Genomic DNA, 22,961 nt, shown 5'->3' with positions numbered 1-22,961 from the left:
GAGCTGAACTTGAAACAATCTGTCAATTACAAAATAAATGGCATGACCTGTGCGCTGTGCTCAGCTTCGATAGAGGCTTCCCTGGAGCAGCTTACGGGGGTGGAAAGCGTCAATGTCGGTTACGCTACGGAAAAAGCGTCGGTCGAATATGACGATGAACTGCTAAAACCGGAGGAAATAGAAAAAACCATTAAACAGCTGGGGTTTACCATTGGGGAAAACGACCAGGATGAGTATGCGGAAAATAAAGAAATTAAAAAAAGGACCGCATTATTCCTTGTCTCCGCGATCCTCACTCTGCCCACCCTGATGTGTATGGTATCCTGCGCCCTGGATATTTGTGACCAGGTGTTGAATCCCGCGGCCAACCCGGGTGCTTTCAATTATTTTATGTATTATCTGCATGACTGGAAAATTCAGTTTGCCTTTGCCACCCCGGTGCAATTTCTGATTGGGGCGGGGTTTTACCGCAGCGCCTTTTATTCTCTGCGGGCGCGCCGGCCGACCATGGATGTTTTAGTAGCCTTAGGTTCCAGTGCCGCCTATTTTTACAGTGTCTATATCGTGGCCCGTTATTATCTGGACTATGCCTCCTGCACGAAAGATATCTATTTGGACGCTTCATGCACCATTATTACCTTTGTCCTGCTGGGAAAGCTTTTGGAAGCGGTGGCCAAAGGCCGCATGTCGGAATCCATCCGCAGGCTGATGGATTTTAAACCCAAGACGGCCAGGGTTTTCAGAGAGGGAGCGGAACAATACATTCTCATCGATCAGGTCCGGGAAGGCGATATTGTCCTTGTGTATCCGGGCGAAAAACTCCCTGCGGACGGTGTTGTTACGGAAGGATTTTCCACCGTGGATGAATCGATGTTGACGGGGGAAAGCATCCCTGTGGAAAAGGCGGCGGGTTCCGGGGTTTTTGCCGCTTCCTTGAACAAAAGCGGCAGCTTCAGGTTCCGGGCGGAAAAGGTCGGCGATCAAACCGCTTATGCCGGAATTCTAAAATATGTAGAGAATGCCCAAAACAGCAAATCCCCTATCCAGCGTATGGCAGACAAGGCGGCGGGGTATTTTATCCCCCTGGTGCTGACGGTGGCGGTGGGCACTTTTCTCGTTTGGTTTCTGATTATTTTTCATGGCCGGATGCTGGAAGCATCTATGCTTTATGCCATTTCCGTTTTGGTTGCGGCCTGCCCCTGTGCCCTGGGACTGGCGACACCTACCGCCATTGTTGTCGGCATCGGCCTGGGCGCCCGGCGCGGCATCCTGTTTAAAAATGGGGAAGCCTTGGAGACCCTGAATAAAGTAAACGCAGTTGTTTTTGACAAGACGGGCACTTTGACAGAGGGAAAACCGGTGCTTACCGATGTTGTATTGCTTAATAACAGGATGTCTTTTACGGAAAAAGAATTGCTTCTCATGGCGGGAGCAGCCGAAGGGCAGTCCGAACATCCCTTGGGAAAGGCCCTTTGGGAGAAGGTCGAAAAGGAGTTCGGGCAAAATGGCCTGGAGGTGGAAAGCTTTGAAGCCCTGCCCGGTATGGGGATCCGGGCCATAGTGGAGGGCCGGCGCATCCTGATCGGCAATGGGGCTTGCCTGAAAGATCAGGGCATGGAAACGGCCAATGGGCAAAATATCCTGAAAGAGATGGAAAGTCAGGGTAAGACAGCGGTGGTGATGGCGGTGGAAGGCGAAGCGGTGGCGCTATTTGGATTTATGGACAAACTGCGGCCGGAAGCAAGAGCCACCATTGAAAAATTTGGCAGAATGGAGATTGCGGTGTATCTGATCACAGGGGACAGTGAAAACGTGGCCCGGGCTGTGGCCGCTCAAATAGGTATTACCAGCATTTTGGCCCAGGTTCTGCCGGAACAGAAGGCGGATGAAATCCGAAAACTGCAGGAGCAAGGACTGAAAGTAGCCATGGTGGGCGACGGGATTAATGACGCCCCGGCTCTGGCCGCGGCGGATGTGGGGATTGCTATGGGAAGCGGCACCGACGTAGCGATTGAAGCGGGCGGTGTGGTGCTCTTGTCCAATGATTTGTCTGAATTGCCGGGTGCATTCCATTTAGCCCACATGACCATGAGGAAAATTGTGCAGAATCTGTTCTGGGCACTCATTTACAATACAACGGCTATGGCCTTTGCCGTCACCGGACACCTGGGGCCTGAAGTCGGCGCCCTTTCTATGGCCCTCAGTTCCGTCTCGGTGCTGTTCAACTCGCTAAGCTTGAAGAAAAGCGGCCGGGAAAAATTCCGGGTTTTGAAGGCTGCCTGAGAGAAGAGCAAGGCAGCGAAAAAATTCTGATTCTTGAAAAGGAGGAAGAAACATGAAAGTTTTTACAGAAAAAGGGCTGCACCAGGTATTTGAAATCGTCATGATTGTAGCTGTCGCCTTAGGTATCGCTTACTTGTTGAAGCAAACTACAGGATTCAAGAACAACCTTCCCGCTTTATCCGGTGGGGCCGGTTTGGGACTTGTTTTTATCTTCGGACTTATTACTTCTTTGCACTGTGTAGGTATGTGCGGAGGACTTGTTCTGACCATGTCTGTAAAAAAGGAGGAAAATGGAGAGAAAAAGAGCCGGAGGGAAATTGTATGGCCGCCTCTTCTCTATAATCTGGGCAGAATCATTTCCTATACTGCAATAGGAGGAATTGTGGGCGGTATCGGGCATGTGTTAAGCCTCTCGGGATTTGTTAAGGGGCTCATCCCCATTGCCGGAGGAGTTTTTATGATCCTGATGGCGCTGAATATTTTAGGCGTTTTCCCGTTTTTGCGCCGGCTGCAATTTGGCGCGCCCAAGGGGGTCGTGAAAAAAATCCGCCGGGGGGATACAGGTCCTTTTATTCTGGGCCTGTTGATGGGGATAATGCCCTGCGGACCTCTTCAGATGGCGGAAATGTATGCTTTGACCACAGGGAGCGTACTCTGGGGAGCCCTATCCATGCTGGTATTTTCTCTCGGCACGGTCCCTTGCCTGCTGATTCTGGGCTGTTTCGGTTCTTTTATGACCAAAAGGTTTGCCAAGGCCGTGCTACAGTGCAGCGCCCTAGTCATTATTGTCCTGGGCGTTTCCATGGTGGGGAAAGGACTGGCCATGAACGGCATCCCTAATCCTCTCAGCCCGGGAATGAGCATGCCCTCATCCTCCTCTATGCCCGGGGAGATGGACCATTCATCAGCAAATGGCATGCAGGGTGCAAATCAATAGCATGGGTATCTAGGAAGTTGAAAAGCCTTAAAATGCACGTATCATCTAGGAATGAGTAATGAGCTGTGATTGTTTCGGGACGGAGGAGTTTTCTGTGTGCGAAAAAAAATGATTTCCTTTTTATATGGACTGTTATTGCTGGGGAGTTGCTTTTTGCTGGTCGCCTGTCAGGGGCAGCCAACAGAGAAAGCCACTTATCAATTGGATTTGTCCGGCACGGTGCAGGCCGGCGTCATCGATTATCTGGGTCTGGAGATGAATGTTTACCGGGATGCCCAGTCCAATCCCTGCGGCGATTGTCCCGATCAGCCTGTCAGCGTCTATGCGGGGGCTGGGGCGGAAGAGGTGGCCGGGGCGTTGGCGGAGGCCGTTAAACGGGCCGACGATATCTGGGTTGTGAAATCGCTCAAGGGCACCACATTATTATTGGAAGAGAAAAACATCGGCACGGCCAAAGAACCGGCTCCGCCGGAGGCGCCCCCTGGTTTGACCATCCGGGGCACATTCACCGCTGCCCATTGATCAGGAGATAGATGAGAATGAAAAAGAGGAGAAAGAAGCTTATCTTGCTGTTTTGCCTGTGTTTGGCCTTGTTAGGAGCAGGCTGCGGCACCGGCCCAACCATCAAAAGCCATACCATTACCCAGATCGACGGCAGGGAGATTCAGGTTCCTGTCGACCCCCGGCGGATAGCGGCTGTCTATGGTCCTGCCTATGAAGCCATGGTGGTACTGGGGGCGGAGGACCGGGTGGTGGTCTGTGCCGACGTGCAATTTGAGAATTTTCCTTGGGCCAAAAAAATATTTAAACGCATCGGCAAACTGCCCTATCTGGTAAATGTCCATTCTTCTGTGAGTACCGAGTCTTTGCTCCAGTATCAGCCGGACCTGGTATTTACCTTTGCCCGTCCCAACGAGCTGCGCCAGCTGGAAACAGCTAAAGTGGCTGCAGTACCCGGCCTTACCTCCCAGAGTCTAGATGATGTGAAGGCCCAGTTGATGGTTTATGCTCAGGCTTTGGGGGGCGATGCGGTGCATGCGGCCCAACGTTATGCCGATTATTTCGATAAAAAGCGGGCCATGGTCAAGGCGGTCACTGATGCCATTCCCCGGGAGGAACGGCCCCGGGTCTATTATGCGGGAGTGGATCTGCTGACTACCTATGGCAAGTACTCCGACATCTGTGAATTGATCGAGGATGCCGGGGGCATTGCCGTGAGCGGCGGGTTGGCGGCAGGCAACCGGACCCAGATCAATTTCGAACAGCTGGCTGCCTGGAATCCCGACTATATTTTCGTAGACCATGGGGGCATGAATGACAGGAATACCGTAGAACAGGTGCTGAAGGCCACCTACCAGACCAAGCGCTACCAGGCGATCCACGCCGTAGCCAACCGGCAGGTTTACCTGTCTCCCAGCGGTGTTTTTTACTGGGATATGGGCCTGCAAAAAATTCTCCTGCTCCTGTATATGGCCAAAATCCTTTATCCCCAAGAATTTGCTTCCTTGAATATGGCTCAGGAGGTGCAGGAGTTTTACCGGGATTTTTATCATTACGACCTGACGGATGAGGAAGCAGAACGCATTCTGAACCGGCAGGATCCCTAAATCAAGGAGGCGGCTGAGTGCTTACCGTAGACCATGCCCTTTGCGGCTATCACATGCCGGGACAACCGGATAAGGTGGTTTTGCAGGATATTTCTTTTCAGGTGCGGCGGGGCGAGGTGCTGTGCATCCTGGGTGCCAACGGCATCGGCAAGACCACCCTGTTCAAATCCATTCTGGGGGCCATTCCTCTGCTGGGAGGCAGCATTTTGTTGGACGGCCAGGATATGGGCCGCCTTTCCAAGCAGGAGGTAGCCCGCAAGATCGGCTATGTGCCCCAATCCCATATTCCACCTTTTCCCTTTACCGTGCTGCAGATTGTGGTGATGGGGCGGGCATCTCATTTGTCCTTGTTTGCCAATCCGGGGGAAAAGGATTACCAAATCGGCAGGGATGCCCTGGAACTCCTGGGCATTGTCCATCTGGCGGAGGATATTTATACCGAGATCAGCGGCGGGGAACGGCAATTGGCCCTGATCGCCCGGGCTTTGGCCCAGCAAGCGGATCTTTTGATCATGGACGAGCCCACCTCCAACCTGGATTTCGGCAACCAGATCCGTGTGCTGCGCCAGATCCACCAACTGGCCCAATCGGGCATAGGCGTGATTTTGACCACCCATTATCCCAATCAGGCATTTCTATGTGCTTCCTCTGTGGCGGTGATCAAGGGGCGGCAGGATTTCGTCTTCGGTGGTGTGGAGGAGATCGTTACCCGGCAATTGCTGGAGGAGATCTACGGTATCCACGTCTCCCTCGTCACCACGGAGAGTCCCGCCGGTACGCCGGTGAAATCCGTGATCCCTTATTTGTAATAAGATCCGTAACCCTATCATCTCATATTGCTTAATTAGTGATGAATAAAGCTCTGTTAAGAAATTTTTTACGCAGGGCTCTTTTACGGAATAAAAATTTATTGTCATGGAATGTATGGTTATGTTTTATTTCGATCGATTATATACTGTTTTATCATGCTGTTTTGCTTCTTTCCGTATCCTTTCTGTGTTGACATAACATGGGTCCCTATCTATAATTTGAAATAAGACATCGTTATTCTATTTACGGCATAACGAATGTCATAGATATAATAATAGGTTTTAGGTTTAAATTGGGGGAGGAGGAAATCGGATGACAAATGTATTGAAAAGAAACTGTAGGCTCATGTTTTTCATGATGCTGCTGGCGTGTTGTTTTTTAGCGGTATGCTTTACCCAGCAGGCGTTGGCGGATGAGGAGGAACTTTTGGCGCCTCCGGCATATACCGCGCTGGACATCCCTAGTGAGGGTGACGGCACGGTTACTTTCTCCGGTACCGCTTATACCAGCGTGATCACGGCGGTATACCTGAAAGATGTCCAGGATGACGGCGACTATGAGCTTCTGGAATCACCCGGCGAATGGTCTCTCTCCGAAAACAAGCTGACCCTGACCATCTCTTACCGGTTATTCCAGGAAGAGCTGACAAATGGTGCGTATCATGATTATCAGGCGAAAATCAAGGCAACGGGCTACGAAGATCTCGAAGTCAATCTGAGGGTCGTTTCCAGAGCGGCCCAGAATTTGATCGTGCGGGTATTTGATAGTCAAGATGATGCGGATGACGGGACGGTTGCTTATCAAAAGGTGCTGACCCTGGCGGATTTACAGGCCTTGCCCCAGCACCAGCAGTCCTTCACCCTGTATTGCGGCATGGCGGGCATGGGCGCCAGCAAGGCCAGGGGCGTTTACCTCCGCGATTTGCTGAATAAGGCCTTTGAAGGTGAGAATTACGCCTTCGACAGCGGCGACACGATGAAATTGCGCGTCACCGACTATTTAAGGGACAAGGATAACAAATCAGAGCAAAAATCCTCTTTTGACCTGGCGCTGGGCGATTTAACGGCGCTGACTCAAAATGCCTGGTTTGGCATGTCAAGCCCCACCTATGAAACCGTGTTCGCGGACCGTTATTATTTCCCCGGCATGTTCGCCGCGTATGCAGATTTGTATGGAGCGGTTGAGGATGAGAATGATGCGAATTACGGCAAGTCTTATACTTGGCCCACACTTTTACCCCGTCCTCTTACCCGCGAGGGCGCAGTCAAAGTGGAGCCCATGCTGGCCCTCCAATTTAGCCAGCGGGTTTTGGACCGTGCCATGGCCGGCAGCGAACAGTTTCCCCATTTCGCCGGTTCTCTGGAAAAGTTGGCCGATATGGGTATGAACCAGAACGACCGCTACCGTCTTTGCTTTGGCCAGCAGCTGGCCTCCGACGCTAACGGCAACGTGCAGGTCTCCCCGGAAACGACCCGGTTTATGATCACCTATAATATCTTCGGAATTGATATCATCAAAGGCGACGCGCCGGCAGGCAAGGTTCCGCCCGCCCTGACGGTGGCCACCGGCGGAAACGGTGTCAAGATCACTTACAAGGACGCTATGGATTATGATCGTACTTTAAAAGCTAATCCCTCCTATACGGATAAGGTCACCGGCGTTTTTGTAAACGGAGAGGAACTTGACGATGCGCAATACGATCTGAATGTGGGCAACCTGGTCATCGAAGACGGCGTAGCTCCAGCAGGCAATTACACCGTAAAAATCACGGCAGATGGTTATCAAGACAATGAAATATCGTTCACCGTGCCGGTGAAGGTAATCAGCTATACGGCAGCAACCGACCATAGCGGCACTGCGATTAACGGCACGGACGATCAGATCATCAAGCTTACCGTCTCCTTTAATGAGGCCGTCCAGATAGAAGATGCCGCCGCAGCCATAGACGAGCTTTCCATCAAGCTTAACGGCAGCATCGATATTACCTCAACACCTACCTATACCAACGGTGGGGATTTTCCTGTATATGCAACGCTGGTGGCCGGAGGGGACGGAAAGTCCCTGGAATTTACTCTCCATTTCGGTTTTGCACCCTATGCCGGGTATCTAACGGTGCAGCCTGATGACGAGATTACGCAGATTACTGGAGGGGACGGAACAACACCCGTCGCCTGGAGCAATATTGCACTTTATGTTCCCAACGGCCTACAATTACAGACCCTTTCTCAGACCGTGGGCGAAGGCAGTACGCCTGCAGCGGTAACCAAAAAGATAATCGCGCCGGCTTCTTCAACCCGGGGCATGGTGCACATGCTGTTCCTGAAAAATGGCGTGCCGGTGGGAACAGTGAATTCCTTCGGAGCAAATCTGACAACCCATTACCATGCGTATCTGACCTTAAATGCAGCAACCTTCGCTGAAATGATGCCCGGATGGTTTAATAGTGCGTTTAATCCTAATTATGATGAGCATCCTGAGGATGCGGATTATCCCATCACATATGACGGAGATACGGTAACCATTACCGAAAAGACTGTTGGCGAAGGAGACGTGCTGGATTTACGGATATATGCTTATCCCCAGGACCGGGATACCCAGGCCGACAAGACTGCGTTGGATGCTCTGATCGCCCAGGCATCCGCCATCAATGGTTCCAGATATACAACAGCAACTTATCATGCCTTACAGAATGAACTTTATATCGCCAGATCCATGGCCGGCAGCATCTATTACCTGCAATCGGAGATCGACGGGGAAAGAGAAGCGCTGCAGACGACCATTGACTCCCTGCGGCGGACCGGCGGCAGCTCCGGAGGCGGTTCCAGTTCCACCCAGTATTATACCGTAAGCTTTGATTCCCAGGGCGGCAGCAGCGTTTCCAGCCAAAGGGTGGAAAAAGATGATACCGTTTCCCGGCCCACCAAACCTACCCGGGCGAACTACAGCTTTGACGGCTGGTATACCGATAAAGCCTGCACCAAAGCGTATGATTTCAGTGATGCGGTGACCGGCTCCTTCACCCTCTATGCCAAATGGACGGAAGCGGAGCCCGGACTCGAACCCGAACCTGATCAGCCTGCCGGCAACAGTCATTTCACGGATGTGCCTGCCGGTCACTGGGCGGCGGAATCCATCGATTACCTGGTGGAAAAAGGGATTATCAATGGCAAAACGGCAACTACTTTTGCCCCCGACGATAATATTACCAGGGCTGAATTCGTAAAAATTCTCGCAGGTATCGCGGGCATTGATACGACCAAATATAGCACCTCCTCTTTCGGCGACGTGGCGGCGAATGCCTGGTTCGCTTCTTATGTGGCCTGGGCGGGTGAGGCAGGCGTGTCTCAGGGCGCCGACGGCAAGTTCAATCCCAATGCACCCATCACCCGTCAGGAAATGGCGGCGATGATTGCCCGCTTCGTCGAAGATGTGGCAGGGGCCACTCTGCCCTCAGTCAATGAAGCTGTCACCTTTGCGGACAACGGCCGGATTGCCGGGTATGCTGCGGATGCCGTAGCCATGATGCAAAAAGCAGGCATCATCAACGGCAAGGGCAGCAACCAATTTGCTCCTCTCGATAACGCCACCCGGGCGGAAGCAGCGAAGATGCTGGCATCTTTGATGAAGATTTTGGAGAAGTAAGAGGAGTTTCATTAGCCTTTTATAAGCGGGAAAATAGTGGCTGGACATCATTTTATCCGGCCACTATTTTGCCTTGTAACGGATAAGGAGGAAAAAATGGAGATTAACCTTATCAACCTGAAAAAATCCTTGGGGATAGTGCTCCTTTGTTTTTCATTAATGCTGCTGCTTCCCGCTGTTGTCTTAGCGGAAAGTGAACATGAAGCGGCGGTGAAAACGAAAATTGCCCCGGTGGACCGGGGGGAAACGGAAGCTGATGCCCAATTCCGCAAGGCCATGCATATGACTTATATGGGCGATGCCGCCAGCACTTATGGCAGCGGGGCCGATCTGTACCATACTCTTACGGTAACGGGGGAAGCCATCGGTGAGCGGCAGGTCTACGCCGTGCGGGAGATCGAGGAACTGGCCTCCCTTTCCATGAAGAACCAGGCCATGCACGCTTTGATGCTGCCTGCTTCCGGCATCTATACCGTAGCGGAGGGAAAGAGCGAAAACACGGTGGAGCGCAATTTTGCCGGATTAGATCTGGTGAAATTCCTCTCCTTGTGCGGGGTGCCTCTGGACACCCAGGATGAGATTTATGTGCAATTCTACGGTGGGGCTGACGTCTCACGGCCTGACGCAACTTTGACCTGGCGGGAATTGCAGGCATACAGCAAGGCTGAGGCGGGTACCCCTGCGTTGCTGGCTTTTGGTCTGTATAATAACAAACCTTTGGTGAAAGATGCTGCTTCCCCTGGCTATTCCGACTGCTGCGGCAATACGGGCGGTCCCTTACGCGTGGTTATTCCCCGGCTGGGCGAAGGAACTCTTTGTATTGACGATGTAGGAAAGATTTTGGTCGGCAAGACGGCGGGTGCTGCCGATCCCCGCTACGATCTGCATAACCGGGCTCCTTTCAGCGACAGCCTGGATAAAACCTTTACCGTAAATATCTATGACAGTGGGGCGGGGGAAAACACTGGGCCGTTGAAAACCCAAAGTTTCACCACCGCTCAGCTGGAGCAGCTGACCTTGGATCATCCCGAGCATGCTGTAGGTAATTACTACGGCTTGATCGGTGACCGGCACAGCATGAACAGCATGGGGCTGGGAGCCTGGCTGGATTATTACGAAGGGATTGACCTGTGGTGGCTGTTGGAAGACCAGGTGGGATTGCCCTCGGTGCAGGGCCGGGCGGTCTTTTACGACCGGGAAGGTTTAGCATATACCACCGTCGACGATCTCCGTTATCTGAATAACCGCAGCGGTAGTTACAGCAAGTATACCATCACCACCCAAGAAACGGTGGATATTCCCAATGCCGTGCCGATGATCGCTTTTTCTAAAAACGGTTTTCCCCTGTTGCCGGAACATGTTCACGAAGGTCCCGGCTATTATGATTACAACCAGTTGAATCAGGCACTGATGGCGGCAGGGGTTCCATCTGAGGTAGGCGCAGTTAAGAATTCTAAAGGCCCCTTTGCCGCTTGCCTGGGCAATGTTGATAATTTTTACGGCGGTTACCAGGTGGAAACTGCCGGGGATTGCGTTCGTATAGACCTTTACCTGGACCTGCCCCAGAAATTTGCCGATGTGCAGGGACACTGGGCCCAGGATGCTATTTCCTTTGTGTTGTCTCAGGACCTTTTTCAAGGGGCGTCGGACCATACCTTTGACGCCGACAGTCCCATGACCCGGGGCATGCTGGTAACGGTGCTGGGCCGCCTGGCAGGCGCGGATGCTGCCGCCAGGACGGATTTTGCCGATGTGCCTGCAACTGCCTATTATGCGCCTTATGTGGCCTGGGCAGCGGATCTGGGCCTGGTCAATGGGGTAAGCGAAGGGCGCTTTGCTCCCGATCAGCCTGTCACCCGGCAAGAACTGGCCGTGATCCTGACCAATTTTGTCCGGGGGCGGGGTATTTCCTGTACTGCAGCTGGCGGAACCGCCTTTGCCGATGAACAGGCCATCGCTTCCTGGGCGAAAAGCAGCGTACAATCCATCAATGCCTGCGGCATTATGGGCGGCGATGGGGAAAACCGTTTCTGCCCCTTGCACAATGCCAGCCGGGCGGAGGTCGCTGCCGTTTTGATGCGTCTGGTCTCATTAGAAAAGGCAGGAGGGAGAGATCAATGAAACCAAGAACTTGGCGAAAAGCTCTAGTGTTACCCACGGCGGTGCTGCTGTTGGGCATGCTCTCCCCGGTTGCTTTGGCTTATTTCGACCGGGGGCCCATCAACGTGGAGGTGGGCCAGTCGGCGGTAACGCTGAAAGAGGGGGAGAGCGTCACGGTGACTGTCAAGGTGACGCCGGATTCCGACAGCCAGTTGCCCGGCTGCGGCATGGCGGAATGCCCCCAGACCTGCGGTGAGAAAAACTGTCTCAATGACGACGGTGAGTGCATGTGCAACGGTTTGGAGTACCAGACTTATTATGCCGATGTGAAAACGGCCACCAGTGACGCCGGGGTCGCCACCGTAAGCCATAATGGCGGTGTCGTCAGCATCAAAGGCGTTGCGCCCGGTGAGGCCACGATTACTGTCACCGGTATGCTGCGGCAATACCGGGAGGATGCGAAAACGATTCAGGTCACGGTGGTGGCAAAAGCAGAGGTGACTGCACCTGTAGTAGAGCCAAAGCCTGTAGAGGATTCCAAACCGGTGACAGAGCAGCAATCCTCTGGTGGGAAAAAGGAGCCGGACAGCAAGCCGGTGGTAAAACCTGTAAAGCCGGCGTCCGGCGAGGGGCAAAAACCGGCGGAGGATGTGCCGGCTGCAGAGGAACCATCTCTTGATGGGCAGCTGGCCGGTACCGGGTCTGAGGATACGCACCCGTCCACCGATTCGGCCCCGCAAAGTGAAGACGAGGACACCCGCACCGTGATGAGCGACCATGGGCCCATTTTGTTTGTACCAATCCGGGAAGATACCCTGATGGGCAAGGCTGAGCTGGAACAAGTCATGGGCCGGCAGTCCAGCGTTACCTTCGAAAAGAAGGACGAGGCGGACAATGTGCTGTATTCCTGGTCCTTTGACGGGCAGCATGTGACGGCCCCGGCGGATATCGATCTGACTATCCGTACGTCTTCACAGGGTACAGCGGAATTGCAAAAAGCGACCAAGGGCGAAAAGGCGTTGTATCTTGCCTTTTCCCATGAGGGGCCTCTGCCCGGCACGGCTACCGTTTACCTTCGCGTCCAGGATGTTTTTGCCAACGGTACTCGGCTTAGCTTCTATTATTATGACTCCCAAAGCGGTGCGGCCCGGTTGCAAGCGGAAAATCTCTTGGTGGAAAACGGCTGTGTTGGCATCCCCTTAGAGCATTGTTCTCAGTATATCCTGACGGAGGGCAGTTTGGCCGCTGCCGGCAGCACGGCATGGATCTGGGGAATCATCGCTGTAGTGGTGATTTTGTTGGTCATTGTCCTGCTGGTGATCAAAACAAAAGGCAGACATAAGGCTGCATAACGGGGATCTTCTTTTCGTAATCGGGTCAAAAGGAGCATACTGTATGATTGCCATTGAACATGTGACAAAAAAATATGGCAAGACGCCGGCCATCGAGGATGTCACTTGCACCATCGCCGCCGGGTCCATTTACGGGCTGATCGGTTATAACGGCGCTGGCAAGACCACCTTGTTGAAAACCATCGCCGGCATCTACCGGCCGGAGGAGGGGCGCGTGATCATCGACGGCCGGCCTGTTTATGAGAATGAAGAACTGAAGCAACGCCTCTTCATCATGACGGAGGAGCTGTACTTTCTGCCTCAGGCAACGCTGCACACCATGGGCCGGTTTTACAAGGGCTATTATCCCAATTGGAACGACCGTACCTTTGAAAGGCTTTTGGCCATTTTCAACCTGGATCCGGCGATGAAAATCAGCGGCTTTTCCAAGGGCATGCAGCGGCAAGCCGGCATCCTGTTGGCCCTGTCCACCCGCCCCCGGTATCTTTTGCTGGATGAGGCCTTCGACGGTCTGGATCTGGCCAAGCGGAACCTGATGAAAAAGCTTTTGGAGCGCTACGTGAAGGAAAAGAATGCCATTGTGATCATTTCCTCCCATAACCTGCGGGAGATGGAAGGGATGATCCATAACGTGGGCATGATCAAGGATCGTCGCTTATTTTTCCATTCCTCCGTGGCGGAGCTGAAGCGCTCCCGTGTCAAATGCCGTTTTTCCTGCGCCCTTGATTTGACGGAGGGGGATTTGCAGGGGGCAGGGTTGAGAATATTGCATCAGGAGGACGGCTTTTATACCTGCATCGCAGAAGGAGATGGTGCGGTGGTGCAGGCCTGTATTACATCCCTGGGCGGGGAAAATATTCAGGTGCTCCCCATGACGCTGGAAGATTTCTTTCTCAATGAAAAGGAGCCGGAAACCTATGATCTGGAAGACCTCTTTTAACCTGGTTACTTGGCGTAAGTCTCTCACTGGTAACTCGACGCCAGGTGCGCCATACATTTACAGCTTTGAAAATCCAAAGGAAGTAGAACCTCCCTCTGAATTAAGAACTTGTTTCAAATTCCATCCCGTATGGCATGATGTGATGCAGGTCTTTTTACAGAATTATGGCTTGCTCATTGCGGGCTTGCTGGTATTTTGCGTACTGATTCCCGTTTCTACCGCAGGATTTCCCGGCAGTTCTATTTTCAATGTGGTCCATACCCACCAGCAGATGAAATTCCGTTTTTTTCCCGGGGATTTTGCTCCTGCCCTTAATGCCGCCACCGTGCTGTACGGCGGCGGGCTGGGGTTGGCTCTGTACCGTTTTATGCTAGATAAGAAGCAGGCCACAGCCTTTTTCTCCCTGGGCATGACCCGGGGCAAGCTGTTTTTTGTCCGTTACGGCGTGGGCATGTTCCTGCTTTTGGCCGGTTTGGTCATCCCTATGGTAATTTCTCTGTGCCTCAATGTGGCGGCTTTAGGGATTTCCCCGGGCCTGTTTGGCTATTTTTTCTATCTCTCAGCCGGTCTTTTCCTGCTGGGCCTGGTGGCTTTTACCTTATGCATCATCGGCTGCTGTCTGGCAGGCACGCTGTTTGAGGCCACGGTTTTTTCTTCCATCCTGTTGCTGGCACCCGCCTTGTTGTGTTACAGCGTGAATATTTTTATGAAGCAGCTTCTGTGGGGCAATGCTTTCGGCGCTGTGACCTATTCCGGGACGAGGGAGGTTTACCCGGATCTGGTCAGCTTATTCGCCCCGGCCAATCCCGTCCTGTTCTTTTGGCAACCGTCCCAGACCCATGCCATGTTTTACCGCAGCCTGACCCAGGCACAGCCCTCTGGACTTTCCTGGTGCTTGCCTTTGATCTGGGCGGCGGCGGCGGGGCTGCTGCTCTTGGGGGCATGGTGGGTGCTGAAGCGGCGTAAGGCGGAGCAGGCGGACATCAGCGGTTTGAATCCTGTTTTCCAGACCCTGACCATCTTCCTTTGCTGTTTTACTTGCTCCGCTTTGACCCTGCGTTTTGTGGCGGTTTTTAGCCTGCATCTGGCCTATGGGGCAGTAGCTGTTGTTTTGATCGCTTGCTATGTGTTGCTGCGCCTCACCTTGTTTCCCAGCCGGCAGGGCTGGCAGGCCCATATCCTCTGCCTGTCGGGCCAGTTGCTGGTCACAGGTGCCCTCATCGTGATTCTGGTTACGGGCGGTTTGGGCTACAGCCGGCGTATTCCAGATGTGACGGAGGTGCGCTCTGTTTCCTTTTCTTACGCCGGATCACCCAACTATTTTAACGGCGCCGTCACTGGCAGCAGCAGCGGCAAAGGATACTATGTGATGAGCCTTTATACCTATGATGAGCCTCAGGATATTCAGGCAGTGCTGGCGTTGCATGAAAATTTCACCAAGTCGGGGCAGCAGGTGCTGGAAGTGGATCCGGCCCGTTTTGCCGGGACGGTGCTGCCTTATGATATCCAGGTGGCCTATGAATTACAGGATGGCCGCCGGCTGGTGCGTTATTATGACCGGGCTTCTCTGGATCAGCTTACGGCTATGCTGGCCCTGGATGATACTAAGCAGGTCCGGGATGGGGCAACCGCCTCCATCATGGGACGGGGTGAGGACGGGCAGCCCGGCGCTTCCTTGGCGCAGATTAGTGCGGCTTCCGCTTACCTGAACGGGCAGATTTTTTTGAGCGACAGCTGGTACAGTGCGCCTTATAGCGTGACGCTGTCCCCGGGAAAACGACAGGAGCTGTTGGCCGCCATCGCGGCGGATGTAGCCGGACAAACTTGGCAGCAGCGTTATTTCCCTGAAGAAGCCCCGCTGGGTGTGCTGATGTTTTCTCAGGACGGAGAAAACGACAGCCGCAGCTTTGCCTACAATCTGGAAAACACCCTGGTTTATGTGACGGCCTCTTTCACCCATACCCTGGCTTTTTTAGAGGAGAACGGGCTGCGGGAGTTGCTGGATTTTCAGGGTGACATTGAGAGCATCACCTTTCAAAAATACAACCCTTACGACGGCATCAATAAACGGAAAATACCCTTGTCCAGCTATTTTATGGCTTACCGTACAGGCTCTCCCGACAGTTATCTGGTGGAAGAGGATTTCGGTAAAAAGCGGCCCATTACCGATCCGGATAAGATCAAGGAGTTGATGCCCCTCCTGCAAAGCAACTATTTTATGAATGACGGCGGGTACTTGACCGCGGTGAAACTGGCGGGTAAAGATGTCTATGTTTATAAATATCTGCCTGCGGTCCTGGCGCCTCCCTATGTGGGCGGTAAGCAGATGGATTAGCAAGGGGCTTTATTACCGCGGGAAAGCGGTTGAAAATAGATAATTAATTAAAAGAAGGGAGAGTAGTTTATGAGAAAAAATTGGAGGAAAGGATTCTGCCTGGCTGCCTTTGTCCTGTTGCTATTGACTGTTTGCGCCATAACAGCCTGGGGAGATTATGAGCCGGGCGTAGGGTCCAATATTGACCGGGGGGATTTGGAACTCACGGCAGATGAGACCGATGTTACGGTGGGAGTGGATGAAAGCGTTACTGTTGCAATAGACGCCGAGCCATGGGAAGATGAGCAGTTGCCCGGGTGTGAGATGGCGGAGTGCCCCGAGACCTGTGGTGAAAAAGATTGTCTGACGGAAGACGGCCTCAACTGTAAGTGTGCCGGTATGGACTGGGAAACCTATGAAACGGAGATCACTGTTTCTTCTTCCGACCCCGGTGTTGCCACGGCTAGCTACAACGATCAGGAGGTAGAAATTAAAGGCGTTGGGGAAGGAACGGCGACCATTACGGTGACGGGCACCCTGCGGGAGTGGAAGAAAGATAGAGCACAGATCGCTGTCACGGTAGCGTCAGAGGGGGATGACGGCGATGACGGTTCCGGCGATGATTCCGGTTCAGGTGACGATCCCGGTTCCGAAGACGATCACGACTCCAACCACGGCGGTGGTGGTGGTGGCGGCAGCTCTGATACCGAGAAAGAGGCCTTAACGGTTTCCTATAATGAAAGCGGGAGCGTCACCATTAGCACAGCTTCCCTAAAGAAAGCTACTGAAATAAAAGTTACCGGTACGGTGGAACTGGTTTTGGATGCCGACGCCGTAAAAGCCATTGGTGTGGAAAAAGAGCTGGTGGTTTCCGCCCTCAGAGTTGACAACAAGACCCTCTCTGCGGATTTACAGCAAGAAATCGGCAACCGCCCTGTTATTGACATTAATATTACCTCCGGCGGCCAAGCCGTTACCGAACTGAGTCCGGGCAAGGTGCAGATTTCTATTCCTTATACTTTAGGAGCAGAAGAAAAGGCGGAACAGATTATTCTTTACTATATCGATGCCGATGGCAAGGCAACGGAAGTAAGCAGCGCTCATTACGACGCTGCGGCAAAAGCAGTGGTATTTACCACGAATCACTTGTCCCGTTACGCGATCGGGTACAAGGTGCCGGTCAGCTTTACGGATGTGCCCGATACCCATTGGGCGGCAAGCTATATCCTGGATCTGGCCAATAAGGGGATCGTAGGCGGTAAGACTGCCACCACCTTTGCCCCCAATGATACCATCACCCGGGCGGAATTCGTCAAAATCCTGGCCGGTGTAGCCGGTGTGTCCGGAACCGATGTGCCGGCGGTAACGGTATCCACCTTCAGCGATGTGGTTCCTGATGCCTGGTATGCGCCTTATGTGGCCTGGGCGGGGGAAGCCGGCATCGCCAAGGGTGCGGAGGGTAAATTCGATCCCAATGCCCGGATCAGCCGCCAGGATCTGGCCACCATGCTGGCCCGTTATATCCAGGATGTGGCCCAGAAGACATTGCCCGAAAAGAATGCTGCCGTGACCTTCACCGATGACGCGGCGATCGGCGCTTATGCCAAAGATGCCGTAGGCATGATGCAGAAGGCCGGTATCATCGGCGGCAATGAAACGGGAGCCTTTTTGCCCGCTCATCCTGCTACGAGAGCGGAGGTTGCCAAGATGATTTCTGTATTGATGGGGCTTTTGGGGTAAAAACGGTACGCATAAACTAGGAGGTATGAGGATGATAACCTTGACGACAATGCAGGTAGAAGGGATTCATTGCCCCAACTGTGTGAAAAAGCTGAAAGAAACGGCCAGCGGTGTGCAAGGAATTTGTGATGCCGATGTGGAAGAGGATCTGAAGACCGTGAAAATTAAATACGATACCGATGTGCTCAGCCTGGACGCGGTGAAGCAGATCATTGAGACTATACCGGGCAAAGAATTTGTTGTCCTGAAAGCCGATTAGAAAAGGGTGATTCAATATGATGTATATTCCGGATGAGGTCATCGACAAGCTCCTGGCGGAGGACGTGCCCTATATCGATTTGACTACCTGGGTGCTGGGGATTGGCCTATGCAGGGGTGAAATTGCCTATTTCACGCGGGAGGACGCGGTGCTGTGCGGAACCGAGGAGGTGCTGCGCATCATGGCGCGTCTTCATCTGGATGTCGGCCTGTCCTTGCCTTCCGGCAGCGATATCAAGGCCGGCGAAGTCTTTTTGCGGGCCCGGGGCCGGGCGGAAGACCTGCACATGGCCTGGAAGGTGTGCCAGAATATTTTCGACCATTGCTCCGGGATCGCTACGAAAACCAGGCAAATGATCCAACTGGCCCAAGAGGTCAATCCCCGCATCGCCATTGTGACGACGCGGAAAGGCTTTCCGGGCACAAAGGCTTTATCCATCAAAGCGGTGATGGTGGGCGGGGCTTTCCCGCACCGTCTGGGGTTGTCCGAAACTGTTTTGGTATTCCAGCAGCATCTGAATTTTATGGGAGGCCTGGAGGGCTTTATTGCAGCGCTGCCGAAAATCAAGCATCATGTCTGTGAGAAAAAGCTAATTGTTGAGGCCAATTCTGTAGAAGATGGCATCAAGCTTTGCCGGGCAGGCGTGGACGGCCTGCAATTCGACAAGCTTTCTCCCGAGGTATTGTGTGCTGCCGTACCCCAGTTAAAGGCTATCAATCCCCAGCTGGTCCTTTTGGCGGCGGGCGGGATCACAGAAAAAAATTTGGCAGAATATGCCCAAACCGGTGTGGATGGGTTGGTGACAACAAGCCTATACAGTGCCAAGCCCATTGATATCGGCGTCAAGATCACAGCTTTGGAATAGGCTGCCCCATTGCCCGGGAGATGGAGTGACAAAACATCATAACCAGTGCTGGAAGAAAAGCAGATGAGACCAAAAAAGACCTGATATTTTTTTAAAATATTGGGTCTTTTTTTCATGTGCGCCACGCATGACGCGTAACTAGGCGGTGAAAGTCCGCTATGGGGGCTGGCAGTTGCCAACCATTAGCCAATGGCAAGGGTGTCCTTCGCGAGGAGGAATCTGAAGGAAGCCTACGGCAAAGTTCCGACCCGAGGAACACGAATCGTATCAGGCATCCGAAGTGGGATGAGTCTGCATGACAAGACAAATCCAATAAACTGCACGGACACGGGGATGTAAATACGGCGGGTACATGGGATGAAAGTTACGTGTCTTACCGTGGGAGGTCTCACGGACGCATGGAACGAGTTAGCGAAATGCGGTTGAAACAAGATTTACCGTGAGAAGTCAGCAGATACCATAGTAGTAACGCAGTCGACGGCGTTATGAAGGGTTGAACCTAAGGAGGTGTTAGTCAATGAATGTTACCAAGGTCGGGATAAAAGAAAGCAGAATACCTTGCTGTGGCAAGGGCTGCTCGCAAAGAGATAGTGCGGAACACGAAGGGTATGCGGGAGCGCTCACCGACAGGAGGATAACTGAAAACAACAACACCAATGCCGACAGTGAAGAGAACGGACTTTTAGAGAGAATTTTAAACCGAGACAACCTCAACAAAGCATACAAGCAGGTTAAGAGAAACAAAGGCGCACACGGAGTCGATGGGATGGAAGTGGAGCATATTTCGCAATATCTCAAAGACAATGGAGAGGAACTCGTAAAGTTGGTTCTGGACGGAAAATATCGTCCTAATCCAGTCCGAAGAGTAGAAATACCCAAGGACAAGGGAAAAATGCGGACGTTGGGGATACCAACAGCAGTAGACAGAGTGCTGCAGCAGGCAATCGCACAAGTACTGTTACCCATCTTCGAACCCCAATTTGCAGAAACTAGCTACGGCTTCAGGCCGAAGAGAAGTGCTCATGACGCGCTGAGGAAGTGTAAGGAATACGCGAACGAAGGGTATACCTACGTTGTAGATATGGACCTAGAGAAGTTTTTCGGTGCGCCGGGCTAAGCCGGACACTTTCAGTTGGTGAAATTCCAACTTAGGAAAGGAGTGGAGCCGCTCCACCTGAAATCGAGTCTTGGGTGTGTGAAGGTAACGACACATACTAAGCGTAGACAGAGCGAAATCAGGCCGTAACGTAAGTGAAGCGATTGAGCCTCGTGAGTACGTCCGGAGGCCGACAAGGTCGAAAACTTGGAAGGCTATAGTAGATTTTCGATAATGGCAAGAAAATCAGAGACTCCGGCGGGGTCTAAGAGCATGGCATGATGGAAAAGGAAGTGTAACGGAACCCGGGAGACCCGTCACGGTCTTTGTGAAAGCAGAGTACGCAAGCCGAAAGGACCATCCACAAGCAAGCGGAAGCTGTGACGGGAGTCGGACCTGTTGGTAGTACTCGGAGCATGGGAAAGCCATGTACAGGGGGAAGCGACAGGGCAAAGTGAGCTCTCGACAAAGAAACATAAACTACACAAACAGAGGTAGGTATTTATGTTAACGAAATTGGACGAGATAGCAGTTAAGGCACGTAAAGACAAGAAAGTCATATTTACATCACTGGCGCACATCATAACACCAGATTTTCTGAAAGAAACCTGGAAGATGATGAATAAGAAAGGAGCTAGCGGTGTAGATGGAGAGACAACTAAAGAGTTTGAAGCAAATCTTGACGAGCGAGTGAAGGATATATGGGAAAGGATGAAAGCAAAACGATATAAAGCACCGCCAGTCAGACGTGTTGAGATACCAAAAGGCAACGGTAAAACGAGGCCTTTGGGGATACCAACAGTTGAAGATAGACTAGTTCAACGTGCTATTGCTAGAATTCTGGAAGTCATATACGAGCCGGAATTTCTGGACTTCTCATATGGATTTAGGCCTAAGAGAAATCCACATCAGGCATTAAAAGCGCTCAGAAACTGCATTGTGAAGCAGAAGGTAAGACACATATTCGAAGCAGATATTCGTGGGTACTTCAACAACATAAACCACAGATGGCTAATCAGAATGATAAAACTGAAGATTGCAGATCCAATAATAGTAGGAATGATAGGTAAATGGTTAAGAGCGGGAGTAATGACTAACGGAGTAATTACCCGTAATGAAGAAGGAACACCTCAAGGGGGACCGATTAGTCCAATACTTGCGAACATATACCTTCATTATGCTCTGGATTTATGGTTTGAAAAGAAGTTCAAAACCTATACCCAAGGAGAAGCTTACCTGATAAGGTTTGCCGACGATTATGTGGCATGCTTTCAATACAAGAGAGATGCGGAAAAGTTTGCAAGATACTCGGAATATCGGATGAACAAATTTGGTTTGGAGCTTGCGGAGGAAAAGACGAGGTTAATACCTTTTGGCCGATATGTATGGGAAAGGATAGAAGGACACAGAGAGAAGCCGGAATCCTTTGATTTTCTGGGATTTAGGCATATAAGTGGGTTTGGTATAAATGGGCAATTTGCATTAATACGAAAGCCCACAGTCAAAAGTTGCAGGAAATTCCTGGACAAAGTACACAAATGGTTAAAAGGGCACAGCCATTGGAAAAGAAGAGATCAGCAGAAGCAACTAACAAGTATGCTAAAAGGTTTCTATCAATACTTTTCTTTGTATCATTGCAGGAACAAACTAATGTATATCCGAGAAGAAGTTGTCAAGCAATGGATTAGGTCACTCAGGAGGAGGAGCCAAAGACATAAATTATACTGGTCATACTTAACAAACCGGGAGTGGTTCAAGCTTCCTTACCCTGGGTTGATACATGCAGATGTCTAACACGAGAATAACTGTGAATCATTTTGGGGAGCCCGGTGCGGGAAAACTGCACGCCGGGTTCTGATTGGGGCTGGCAGTACAAGGATAAAACCAAGGCTGCCTTCTACCAACCATACGGTAAACCAATCGAAAATGATTGAGATACTGTCAAGGACAATCAGAGATGGTAGAGTCATATCCCTAATACATAAGTATCTCACGGCAGGAGCAGTAAACAGAGGGAGATTCGAGGAGACAGAACTTGGTCTCGTTCAGGGCGGAAACGTCAGTCCCTTATGTAGTAACATCATGCTGAATGGACTTGACCATGAACTGGAACGTAGAGGAATCAGATTTGTCAGATATGCGGATGATGTGCAACTCTTTGCAAAGACGAAAAGGTCAGCGCAAAGGATGCTGGAGCACATCCTACCTTTCATTGAGGACAAACTGCTTCTAAGGGTGAACAGAGAGAAAACGGTGGTTGCCTATATCGGCAAAGTTAAATTCCTAGGATACGGATTCTATCCATCAAAAGATGGAATCAAACTTCGTGTCCATGCTAAGAGCATCAGTAAGATGAAAGCAAAAGTAAAAGAGATCACGTCTAGAAGTAACGGACTCGGATACGAACTACTGAAACTTAAATTAAAACAATTCATAACGGGGTGGGTAAATTATTTCAAACTCGCGGATATGAAGAAGATGCTTGGGGCAACCGATAAATGGCTGAGAAGGAGAATTCGCATGTATATCTGGAAACAGTGGAAGAAAATCCGCACCAGATATGCAATGCTGAAGAAACTCGGACTCAACCATGACAATGCCATTAAGTTTGCGTGCACAAGAAAAGGCTACTGGCGGATCGCCAATAGCCACATTCTAAATGTCACCGTAACCGATGCCCGCCTCAGACAGGCAGGTTACGTATTTTTCTCGGATTACTTAAAATCTGTCCAGGTGTAAACTTGGGAACCGCCACTTGCGGAACCGCTTGAGTGGTGGTGTGAGAGGTCGGCTACTCAAATAATGGGTAGCCTCCTACTCGATTATGGAAAAGTTTTTGGCAGAGGAAGGTTCTTTTTTGGTATTTCCTTTAGGCCTTTGGGACGGTATTCAGCAAATATTCAGCGATTAATCAGCAAATACACAGTTCCAGTTAAGGGGCAATTCAGTTGAAGGGGTTATGATGATGACATGAAAAGGATCAAATCAAAGGCACCTAGATGAGATAGGAACGGAG

16 protein-coding genes are annotated in these 22,961 nt (G+C 51.7%); all 16 read left to right on the top strand.

What is annotated here, in order from left to right:
• Window positions 1–9 precede the first annotated feature (9 nt).
• The 16 genes from DCMF_RS13250 (at window position 10) to DCMF_RS13170 (ending at window position 22,684) form a co-directional block, all read left to right on the top strand.
• Window positions 10–2,283 carry a heavy metal translocating P-type ATPase gene (locus DCMF_RS13250; RefSeq protein WP_148134850.1) on the top strand — a complete coding sequence of 758 codons (2,274 nt, stop codon included), beginning with the start codon at window positions 10–12 and terminating at the stop codon, window positions 2,281–2,283.
• Between the two features lie 52 nt (window positions 2,284–2,335).
• Window positions 2,336–3,220, top strand: a complete 885-nt coding sequence (locus tag DCMF_RS13245; protein ID WP_148134849.1) for a sulfite exporter TauE/SafE family protein — start codon at window positions 2,336–2,338, stop codon at window positions 3,218–3,220.
• Between the two features lie 96 nt (window positions 3,221–3,316).
• Window positions 3,317–3,742 (top strand): hypothetical protein, encoded by a 426-nt coding sequence (locus DCMF_RS13240; protein ID WP_148134848.1) that lies wholly within the window; start codon window positions 3,317–3,319, stop codon window positions 3,740–3,742.
• A gap of 17 nt (window positions 3,743–3,759) precedes the next feature.
• Window positions 3,760–4,827, top strand: coding sequence for an ABC transporter substrate-binding protein (locus tag DCMF_RS13235; protein ID WP_214659323.1), 1,068 nt, complete (start codon window positions 3,760–3,762; stop codon window positions 4,825–4,827).
• Between the two features lie 17 nt (window positions 4,828–4,844).
• Window positions 4,845–5,636, top strand: a complete 792-nt coding sequence (locus DCMF_RS13230) for an ABC transporter ATP-binding protein (protein ID WP_335582412.1) — start codon at window positions 4,845–4,847, stop codon at window positions 5,634–5,636.
• A 313-nt stretch (window positions 5,637–5,949) separates the two neighbouring features.
• On the top strand, window positions 5,950–9,279 hold the full coding sequence (locus tag DCMF_RS13225; RefSeq protein ID WP_148134846.1) for an S-layer homology domain-containing protein: 3,330 nt from the start codon (window positions 5,950–5,952) through the stop codon (window positions 9,277–9,279).
• Between the two features lie 96 nt (window positions 9,280–9,375).
• Window positions 9,376–11,400, top strand: a complete 2,025-nt coding sequence (locus DCMF_RS13220; RefSeq protein ID WP_148134845.1) for an S-layer homology domain-containing protein — start codon at window positions 9,376–9,378, stop codon at window positions 11,398–11,400.
• Window positions 11,397–12,731 carry an Ig-like domain-containing protein gene (locus DCMF_RS13215; protein WP_148134844.1) on the top strand — a complete coding sequence of 445 codons (1,335 nt, stop codon included), beginning with the start codon at window positions 11,397–11,399 and terminating at the stop codon, window positions 12,729–12,731. The genes DCMF_RS13220 and DCMF_RS13215 overlap by 4 nt, the downstream gene beginning before the upstream one ends.
• Window positions 12,732–12,774: 43 nt before the next feature.
• A complete protein-coding gene (locus DCMF_RS13210; RefSeq protein WP_148134843.1) occupies window positions 12,775–13,671 on the top strand; it encodes an ABC transporter ATP-binding protein in 897 nt (298 codons plus the stop codon).
• Window positions 13,649–16,006, top strand: coding sequence for a hypothetical protein (locus tag DCMF_RS13205; RefSeq protein WP_148134842.1), 2,358 nt, complete (start codon window positions 13,649–13,651; stop codon window positions 16,004–16,006). Before DCMF_RS13210 ends, DCMF_RS13205 begins: the two co-directional genes overlap by 23 nt.
• A 69-nt stretch (window positions 16,007–16,075) precedes the next feature.
• The gene (locus DCMF_RS13200) at window positions 16,076–17,725 is read left to right on the top strand and encodes an S-layer homology domain-containing protein (RefSeq protein ID WP_148134841.1); all 1,650 of its coding nucleotides are present in this window, start codon (window positions 16,076–16,078) and stop codon (window positions 17,723–17,725) included.
• A 31-nt stretch (window positions 17,726–17,756) separates the two neighbouring features.
• The gene (locus DCMF_RS13195; protein ID WP_214659322.1) at window positions 17,757–17,984 is read left to right on the top strand and encodes a heavy-metal-associated domain-containing protein; all 228 of its coding nucleotides are present in this window, start codon (window positions 17,757–17,759) and stop codon (window positions 17,982–17,984) included.
• Window positions 17,985–18,000: 16 nt separating this feature from the next.
• Window positions 18,001–18,849, top strand: coding sequence for a ModD protein (gene modD / locus DCMF_RS13190; protein ID WP_148134839.1), 849 nt, complete (start codon window positions 18,001–18,003; stop codon window positions 18,847–18,849).
• Window positions 18,850–19,366: 517 nt separating this feature from the next.
• Complete coding sequence (locus DCMF_RS13180; protein WP_148134838.1) at window positions 19,367–19,966, top strand: reverse transcriptase domain-containing protein; 600 nt, start codon at window positions 19,367–19,369, stop codon at window positions 19,964–19,966.
• 483 nt (window positions 19,967–20,449) lie between these two features.
• The gene (ltrA, locus tag DCMF_RS13175) at window positions 20,450–21,739 is read left to right on the top strand and encodes a group II intron reverse transcriptase/maturase (protein ID WP_148134837.1); all 1,290 of its coding nucleotides are present in this window, start codon (window positions 20,450–20,452) and stop codon (window positions 21,737–21,739) included.
• A 132-nt stretch (window positions 21,740–21,871) separates the two neighbouring features.
• Window positions 21,872–22,684 carry a group II intron maturase-specific domain-containing protein gene (locus DCMF_RS13170; RefSeq protein WP_148134836.1) on the top strand — a complete coding sequence of 271 codons (813 nt, stop codon included), beginning with the start codon at window positions 21,872–21,874 and terminating at the stop codon, window positions 22,682–22,684.
• The last annotated feature ends 277 nt before the right edge of the window (window positions 22,685–22,961 follow it).

It is taken from the genome of Candidatus Formimonas warabiya (assembly GCF_002777255.1).
In the GTDB taxonomy this organism is placed as follows: domain Bacteria; phylum Bacillota; class Dehalobacteriia; order Dehalobacteriales; family Dehalobacteriaceae; genus Formimonas; species Formimonas warabiya.
This window is presented reverse-complemented; position numbering and strand designations above follow the sequence as displayed.